Below are 5,691 nucleotides of genomic sequence, written 5' to 3' on the forward strand. Positions count from 1 at the left end.
TGCCGAACCGGGCCTGCAGCCGCGGCGCGAAAAAGACGCTGAACAGCGCGACCAGCAGGCCCCAGCCGGTGAAGACCAGGCCGAGCCGGTGCGCGTCGAGCTCCATCGGGTACGGCGCGTACCCGAGCATCGTGAAGAAGCCCCAGTTGTAGAGCAGCGCGGTGAGGCCCATCACCAGCAACCCGCGGTGCCGCAGGGCGCGCAGCGGCGCGGCGAGACTCGTCGGCCGTGCGGGCTTCGGCAGCGCCGGCACGAACGCGATGGTCGCCACCAGGGCGATGAACATCAGCGCCGAGACGCCGAAGAACGGGCCCTTCCAGCTGATGCTGCCGAGCTCGCCGCCGAGCAGCGGGCCGACCGCGATGCCCAGGCCGAGCGCCGTCTCGTAGAGGATGATCGCCCCGGCGAAGCCGCCGCTGGCCGAGGCGACGATCACCGCGAGGCTGGTCGCGATGAACAGCGCGTTGCCCAGTCCCCAGCCGGCCCGGAAGCCGACGATCCCGCTGATCGAGTCCGACGCGCCGGCCAGGGCCGCGAACACCACGATGATCACGAGGCCGACGACCAGCGTGCGTTTCGCGCCGATCCGGCTGGCCACCGCGCCGACCACCAGCATCGCGACCGCGGTCACCACGAGGTAGCTGGTGAACAGCAGGGACACCTGGCTGGGAGTGGCGTGCAGGTCGTCGGCGAGCGCCGGCAGGATCGGGTCGACCAGACCGATGCCCATGAACGACACGACGCAGGCGAACGCGACGGCCCAGACGGCGCGCGGTTGCTGGAAGGGGTTGGTGCGGGCGGGTGCGGCGGACATAGCTGTACTATACAGCTTGTCGGAACCGGGAGAGGGGGACCCGACAGCGGGTCCCCCTCTCGTGAACGGTCAGCCCAGGTCCACCGCGACCAGGCGGGCCGCGTCGGCCGCCGCGTCGTCGGTCGCCTCCTGCGCCTTGCGGTCCGCCTCGATGGCCTGCCCGTACGCGGCCACCTCGCGATCGACGTCGGCCTGCGTCCAGCCCAGCACGCCACCCATCAGCCGGGCCGCGTCCGGCGCCGCCTGGACGCCGCGGGAGAACGTCTCGAAGTACGCCCGCGTGCGCCGGGCCAGCACGTCGTCGAGGTGCAGCGCGCCCTCGTGGCTGGCCGCGTACACCGCCTCCGCGCGCAGGTAGTCGTCGGCGCCCGGCAGCGGCTCGGCCAGCCCCCGGTCCTGCGCGATCAGGCGCAGCACCTCGAAGCAGAGGGAGCCGTACCGGTTGAGCAGGTGCTCGATCCGGTGCACGTGCAGGCCCCAGTTGTCGGCCAGCTCGTGCCGCTGGTTCCACAGTGCCCTGTAGCCCTCGGCGCCGAGCAGCGGGATATCCCGGGTCACCGACTCCGGCACGTTCTCCTGGTCGAGGCCGCGCACCGCCGCGTCGACCGTGTCCTCGGCCATCTTGCGGTAGGTGGTGTACTTGCCGCCGGCCACCACGACCATGCCGGGCACCGGGCGGGCCACCGAGTGGTCGCGGGACAGCTTGGCGGACGACTCCGCGGCCCCGGCCACGAGCGGCCGCAGTCCGACGTACACGCCCTCGATGTCCGCCAGGGTCAGCGGGCTGACCAGGACCCGGTTGACGTGCTCGAGCAGGTACTCGATGTCCGTCGAGGTCGCCGCCGGCCGCGCCTTGTCGAGCTCCCAGTCGGTGTCGGTGGTGCCGATCAGCCAGTGCCGGCCCCACGGGATCACGAACAGCACGCTCTTCTCGGTGCGCAGGATCAGCCCGGTGTCGAGCTGGATCCGGTCGCGCGGCACCGTGAAGTGCACGCCCTTGGACGTCCGGACGTGGAACTCGCCGCGGGTGTCGGCGAGCTGTTGCGTGTCGTCGGTCCATACGCCGGTCGAGTTGATCACCTGCTTGGCCCGGACCTCCCGGGTCTCGCCGGTCATCAGGTCCTCGACCAGCGCGCCGACGACCTGGTCGCTCTCGCGCAGGTAGTCCAGGACGCGGGCCCGGTTGGCCACGAGCGCGCCGTAGCTCGCGGCCGTGCGTACCACCGTCATCGTGTGGCGGGCGTCGTCGACCTGGCCGTCGTAGTACTGCACGGCGCCGATCAGCGCCGACTTCTTGAGCCCCGGCGCCACCTTCAGCGCGCCGCGGCGGCTCAGGTGCTTGTGGTGCGGCACACCGCGCGCCGTGCCCGACGTGAGCCCCATGGTGTCGTAGAGGATCAGGCCGCTGCCGACGTACGGGCGTTCCCAGAAGCGGTGCTTGAGCGGGTAGAGGAACTGCACGGGATGCACCAGGTGCGGCGCGATCCGTTGCAGCAGCAGCCCGCGCTCCCGCAGCGACTCGGCCACCAGGCCGAACTCGAACTGCTCCAGGTAGCGCAGGCCACCGTGCATCAGCTTGCTGGAGCGGCTGGACGTGCCGGACGCCCAGTCGCGGGCCTCGACGAGGCCGGTCGACAGACCCCGGGTGACCGCGTCGAGGGCGCAGCCGGCACCGACCACGCCGCCACCCACCACAAGGACGTCCAGCTCGCGCTCGGCCATCCCGGCGAGGGCCCGGCTTCGTTGTGCTGCGGAAAGAGCCACGGCCTCCACGGCAACCTCCTGCTGTCGTTCATGCTGTGGGGCGTCGCATGCGCGTACGCCTGCGACGCCCCGGTCGGTACCTCAGTCGACCTCGAGCCAGTCCATGGTCCGGTCGACGGCCTTCTTCCACATCTTGTAACCCTCGGCCCGTTGCTGGTCGTTCCATTCGGGCGTCCAGCGGCGGTCCTCGTGCCAGTGCGCCCGCAGCTCCTCGACCGAGTTCCAGTACTTCACGGCGAGGCCCGCGGCGTACGCGGCACCGAGCGCGGTGGTCTCCGCGACCACCGGCCGGCTCACCGGCACACCGAGGATGTCGGCCTGCATCTGCATCGCCAGGTCGTTGGCGGTGATGCCGCCGTCGACCTTGAGGATGTCGAGCGTGACCCCGGAGTCCTTCTGCGCCGCCTCCACCACGTCCTTGGACTGGTAGCAGATCGACTCGAGCGTCGCGCGGGCGATGTGGCCGGCCGTGTTGAACCGGGACAGGCCGACGATCGCGCCACGCGCGTTGGACTTCCAGTACGGAGCGAACAGGCCGGAGAACGCGGGTACGAAGTAGACACCCCCGTTGTCCCGGACACTGCGCGCCAGGGTCTCGCTCTCCGCGGCGTTGCGGAGGATGCCGAGCTGGTCGCGCAGCCACTGCACGGCCGAGCCGGTCACCGCGATCGAGCCTTCCAGCGCGTACACCGGGTCCTGGTCGCCGAACTTGTAGCAGACCGTGGTGATCAGGCCCGCCTTCGAGTGGACGACCTCGTTGCCGGTGTTGAGCAGCAGGAAGTTACCCGTGCCGTAGGTATTCTTCGCCTCGCCCACGGCGAAGCAGACCTGGCCGACCGTGGCCGCCTGCTGGTCGCCGAGCGACGCGGGAAGTGCCACCTCGCCGCGGAACGGGCCGCCGGACTTCGTCGTCCCGTACAGGTTCGGGTCCGACGACGGCCGGATCTCCGGCAGCATCTGCCGCGGGATGTTGAAGAACGAGAGGAGCTCGTCATCCCAGTCGAGCGTCTCCAGGTTCATCAGCATCGTCCGGCTGGCGTTGGTGACGTCGGTGATGTGCAGCCCGCCGTCACGCCCGCCGGTGAGGTTCCACAGGACCCAGGCGTCCGTGTTGCCGAAGATCGCCTCGCCCTTCTCCGCGGCCTCGCGGACCCCGTCGACGTTCTCGAGGATCCACTGGATCTTCCCGCCGGAGAAGTACGTCGCCGGCGGGAGACCGGCCTTGCGCCGGATGACGTCGCCCCGGCCGTCGCGATCGAGCGCGGCCGCGATCCGGTCCGTCCGGGTGTCCTGCCAGACGATCGCGTTGTAGTAGGGCCGCCCCGTGCGGCGATTCCACACCACGGTCGTCTCGCGCTGGTTGGTGATGCCCACCGCGGCGAGGTCGCTGGCCGACAGGTTCTGCCGGGACATCGCCGTGGTGATCACCTCCTGCGTGCGCTGCCAGATCTCGAGCGGGTCGTGCTCGACCCACCCGGCCTGCGGCAGGATCTGCTCGTGTTCGAGCTGGTGGCGCCCGACCTCGCGCCCCTCGTGGTCGAAAATCATGAATCGTGTGCTGGTCGTGCCTTGGTCGATAGCGCCTACGTAATCCGCCATCTCAGTCTTCCTTTCCCGGGTCTGTAGGGTCCGTCGCCTATCTGTTGGGCCCTGGCCCCGGATCCGCCGGGCCGGAACCCGGATCTCGCCCGGTACCCGGATCGAACCGTCCTGTGCCGGGATCGATGCCCCGGTCGGGTCGGCGCGGATCGGTGCCGCCCTGCGTGGGCTCGATGTAGCCCCGCTCGCCGCGCGGCGTCTCGGTCTGGGCCTGACCGCTGGCGTCGACCGGAGTCTCCACCTCGCCACCCCGACCGGCCGGCGGCGCGGTCGTCTGCAGGAACGGCAGGACACGGCCGATGAGCACCACGTAGATCAGACCACCGATGAGGCCACCGATGATCGGGGCCACAATGGGCACCCACCAATAGAACTGGTTGTACTGATCTCGCCAGGCTGTGCCGTATCCGGTGATGTAGGACGCCAGTCGAGGCCCGAAGTCACGGGCCGGGTTGATGGCGTAACCAGCGTTGGTACCCCAGGCCATACCGATCGCGACAACGACGATACCGACCATGAACGGCGTCAGGTTCGACAGCGGCGGGTCGTTGAGACGGTCGGTCAGCACGAAGATCAGGAACACCAGGATCGCCGTGCCGATGACCTGGTCCAGGAAGCCGCCCCACAGGCTGACCGGCAACGAGCCGTTACCGGGCAGGGTGGAGAAGACGAACTGGGACTTGATCGTGAGACCCGGGTCGAAGTTGTGCAGGACGCTGTTGTACGCCCACCGCACCAGCAACGCACCGACGAACGCACCCAGGACCTGAGCGATGATGTACGGGACCACACTGCGCCACGGGAACTTCCGGAACGCGGCGAGTGCGATCGTGACAGCGGGGTTCAGGTGAGCACCACTGATGCGTGCCGCGGTATAGACACCCAGCACCACACCGAAGCCCCACGCCCAGGAGATCGAGTTGTGGTCACCAAGCGCCGACCCTCCGGCCACCACCTGTGCCACCACACCAATACCGAAGAGCAGCAGGATCATCGTGCCCAGAAACTCTGCGATCATCTGGACCACGATGTTCTGTCTGCTGAGAATTCCTCGAATTCCAGCCACAGCTTCTAGCCCCCCAACAGCGTGCAACCTGGCGAATCGCTGATGGCAGTCACCGCCAGGAGCGCGCCTGAAGACCCCCAAAAAGGATGAAAGCCCCAACTGGGGAATAGACACGTAACTAACGGCTATGTCTGAATATTCGGATTCGCCCTCTATCACCGTCAGTCAAGCACGTGACCTCTGATAGGGCCACGGCCAATGGCTTTAAACCCGAAAATTGCTCTTTTTTTGCGACGGCATGGGGCGGATGCGAGGTGTCGGCCGGTTTCCGGTGGCGGGATTCGCGGCCGGAGTGGATCACCTATGTCAGCCTAACCCGCCGCGCGGTGCGGGGAGTCCGGATCGCAGACCATCCACGGCCAACGTCGGCGCACTCGCGGCCGGCGGTCAGGCGGTCGTCTCGGCCAACATCGGGCCGCGCGACGCCGGCACGTACCAGCTGATCGCC

The 5,691-nt window shown here is 68.8% G+C and carries 3 protein-coding genes and 1 pseudogene; all 4 read right to left on the reverse strand.

Annotated elements, in window-relative coordinates; all coding sequences use genetic code 11:
* Positions 1–814: MFS transporter (locus AB0H87_RS37015; RefSeq protein ID WP_360156857.1), on the reverse strand; the 814-nt coding region annotated here is incomplete at its 3' end.
* A 69-nt stretch (positions 815–883) separates the two neighbouring features.
* On the reverse strand, positions 884–2,587 hold the full coding sequence (locus AB0H87_RS37020) for a glycerol-3-phosphate dehydrogenase/oxidase (protein ID WP_360156860.1): 1,704 nt from the start codon (positions 2,585–2,587) through the stop codon (positions 884–886).
* A gap of 72 nt (positions 2,588–2,659) precedes the next feature.
* Positions 2,660–4,177 carry a glycerol kinase GlpK gene (gene glpK / locus AB0H87_RS37025; RefSeq protein ID WP_360156863.1) on the reverse strand — a complete coding sequence of 506 codons (1,518 nt, stop codon included), beginning with the start codon at positions 4,175–4,177 and terminating at the stop codon, positions 2,660–2,662.
* 283 nt (positions 4,178–4,460) lie between these two features.
* A pseudogene (locus tag AB0H87_RS37030) lies at positions 4,461–5,225 on the reverse strand (MIP/aquaporin family protein); the annotation flags it as partial.
* Positions 5,226–5,691 lie beyond the last annotated feature (466 nt).

Origin of the sequence: Asanoa sp. NPDC050611, from assembly GCF_040654855.1 — a bacterium.
In the GTDB taxonomy this organism is placed as follows: domain Bacteria; phylum Actinomycetota; class Actinomycetes; order Mycobacteriales; family Micromonosporaceae; genus Asanoa.

Bases quoted from the DNA above. Each gene is read 5' to 3' on its own strand.
- glpK (WP_360156863.1), bottom strand. From the start codon at position 4,177: ATGGCGGATTACGTAGGCGCTATCGACCAAGGCACGACCAGCACACGA.